We start from the raw sequence: 2694 nt of genomic DNA, 5'->3' as shown, positions 1-2694 counted from the left end.
ATTACATGTGGTGCAAAGTTGCACCCACTGCACCTCAAGAGACGAGGATCACACCTCGCCGAACCCGCCCTCGACCGCCTCCACGAGCGCAGCGAGGGCCTCGGCCCGCTGCGGCCCGCTCACCCGGACGTCGAGCTCATGCCCGCCGACCGCTCCCAGCGTCATGAGCTCGAGCACGCTCGCCGCGTTCACCCCGTCGACCACCACGACCGCGTCGAAGCCCGCCATGAGCCGCGCGAGGATCGCCGCCGGCCGGGCATGCAGGCCGAGGCGGTTGCGCAGCGTCACCGTCGCCGCGAGCTCGTCGCGCGCGGCGGATGCCTCGACGGCGGGAGCATCGTCGACCCCCGCCGCCGAGGCCGATCCGGCGAACGTCGCCCCGGCGCCCTCGGCCGACGCCAGCACCCCGGCCAGGTCGGCCCCGCCGTCGGCGGTGACGGCCGCTGCGACGGCGCCCTCGACGAACGGTGCGTCGGCGATCCGGACCCGGGCCGCGACGTCGTCGTCGAGCAGGTCGAGGACCGACTCGGTCGTCAGGACGGCTGACCCGAGATCGGTGAGCACCACGGCGCTGCGACCGTCCGCCGTCGCGGCCGTCACAGCACTCTCGACGGCGTCGAAGCTCGTGCCGAGACCCCCGGCACCGTCACCGCCCGCAGCCAGCAGCGTGACCCGGGGGGCCATCTGGGCAGCAAGCTCGACGGCGCCCTCGGCGAGCGCACGGGAGTGCGAGACCAGCACCAGCGCCACGCGGACCGCGGGCTGGGCCGGCACACTCACTCGTCGCGACCGGCCGCGGCCAGAGCCGCCTCGCGCAGGATCAGTGCGCTCGACGTCGCGCCCGGGTCCTGGTGGCCGATCGACCGCTCTCCGAGGTAGCTCGCGCGGCCCTTCGTCGCCAGCAGCGGGATGGTCGCGACGGCTCCGGCCTCGGCGGCCGCTGCGGCCGCGGCGAGCACCGCGTCGGGCCCTGCACCCGCCGCGGCAGTCGCGACCGCCGCGGCGACCGCCGGGGTCCACGCGTCGACCATCGTCTTCTCCCCCGGCGACGCCTTGCCGCGCACCACGATGCCCTCGAGCCCCGCCTCGAGCATCGCGACCACGCCCGCGCCGTCGAGCTCAGGGAACCCGGTCACCTTGGCCGCACGCAGGTAGGCCGTCCCGTAGAGCGGACCGGCGGCGCCACCGACGGTCGACATGAGGGTGGTCGCGACGAGGCGCAGCACCTCGCCGATGTCCGCCGGCGCCGTCTCGAGCGCGTCGAGCCGGGCCAGCACCGCGCTGAACCCGCGCGCGAGGTTCTCGCCGTGGTCGCCGTCACCGATCTGCCGGTCGAGCTCGATGAGCTCCTCCCGGTGCTCGAACACCGTGCGAGCCGAACCCCTGACCCACGCGGTCGCCCAGGTGACGTCGACCATCATGACCACGCTCCGCCCTGCGTCGTCGCACCGACCGCCGCTACCAGCGCAGCGCGGCCGTGTGCACCGGCGCGTCCCACAGGGCGGTCAGCTCGTCATCCAGCCGGAGAACGGTCACCGAGGCGCCCTGCATCTCCAGTGATGTCACGTAGTTGCCGACGAGCGACCGGGTCACCTCGACCCCGCGCGCCTCGAGCAACCGCCGTGCCTGACGATAGACGACGTAGAGCTCCGAGGCGGGCGTACCGCCCATCCCGTTGACGAGCAGCAGCACCTTCTCGCCGCCGGCCAGCGCGAGGTCGTCGGCGACGGGCGTCAGGAGGAGCTCGGTGATCTCGTCGGCGCTCGCGAGCGGTACCCTCCGGCGTCCCGGTTCGCCGTGGATGCCGATGCCGATCTCGATCTCGTCCTCGGGCAGGTCGAAGCTCGGCTTGCCGGCGTGCGGCACCGTGCAGGCCGTCAGGGCGACACCCATCGTCCGAACGTTCGCGATGACGCGCTCGGCGATCGCGACGACCGCATCCAGGTCGTCGCCGCGCTCGGCCGCCGCGCCCGCGATCTTCTCGACCGCGACGGTCCCGGCCACCCCGCGCCGACCGGCCGTGTAGAGCGAGTCCTCGACCGCGACGTCGTCGTTGACGATCACGGATCGCACGGTCACCCCGTCGGCCTCCGCGAGCTCGGCTGCCGTCTCGAAGTTCAGCACGTCGCCGGTGTAGTTCTTGACGATTGCGAGCACCCCGGCACCGCCGTCGGCCGCAGTGAACGCGGGAGCGATCTGGTCGGGCGTGGGCGAGGTGAAGACCGCGCCCGGTACCGCGGCGTCCAGCATCCCGACACCGACGAACCCGGCGTGCAGCGGCTCGTGCCCGCTGCCGCCGCCGCTGACCAGGCCGACCTTGCCCGGCACCGCGCCGCCCGCGCGGGCGACGTAGGTGGGGTCGAGGTGCACGGCGACGACGTCGGCGTGTGCCAGGCCGAATCCCTCGACCGACTCGGAGACCACGGTCTGCGGGTCGTTGATGAGCTTCTTCATGACGGACTCCCGTCCGCACCGGCGGCTTGGGCCTTCGGTGCCCCGGCCGGAACCTGCCGGGTCGAGGTGGCGCCGCGGGGCATCAGCGCTGTCCTCACCTTCGCGGGGGGCCTGGTAGCCGTCAAGGGGAAGTCGTGCGGCGGGCCTGCACGTTCGTGCACGCCCGCCGCGGCGACGTCACGGCCTCCCGAGCAAGATCCGCGCCTCGGCCACCAGCACGACGGAGCCGGTCACGAGCAC

At 73.7% G+C, this 2694-nt stretch carries 3 protein-coding genes; all 3 read right to left on the bottom strand.

Going from position 1 to position 2694, the window contains the following annotated elements:
* Nucleotides 1–48: 48 nt before the first annotated feature.
* Genes dhaM through dhaK form a run of 3 tightly spaced genes read right to left on the bottom strand, consistent with a single transcriptional unit; the run spans nt 49 to nt 2454 of the window.
* Complete coding sequence (dhaM, locus tag VFW79_RS12075) at nt 49–774, bottom strand: dihydroxyacetone kinase phosphoryl donor subunit DhaM (RefSeq protein ID WP_329677536.1); 726 nt, start codon at nt 772–774, stop codon at nt 49–51.
* A 2-nt stretch (nt 775–776) separates the two neighbouring features.
* Nucleotides 777–1421, bottom strand: a complete 645-nt coding sequence (gene dhaL / locus VFW79_RS12070) for a dihydroxyacetone kinase subunit DhaL (protein WP_329677535.1) — start codon at nt 1419–1421, stop codon at nt 777–779.
* A gap of 37 nt (nt 1422–1458) precedes the next feature.
* Complete coding sequence (gene dhaK, locus VFW79_RS12065; RefSeq protein ID WP_329677534.1) at nt 1459–2454, bottom strand: dihydroxyacetone kinase subunit DhaK; 996 nt, start codon at nt 2452–2454, stop codon at nt 1459–1461.
* Between the last annotated feature and the right edge of the window lie 240 nt (nt 2455–2694).

This window comes from Cellulomonas sp., assembly GCF_036279715.1.
Taxonomy (GTDB): Bacteria; Actinomycetota; Actinomycetes; order Actinomycetales; family Cellulomonadaceae; genus Cellulomonas_A.
This window is presented reverse-complemented; position numbering and strand designations above follow the sequence as displayed.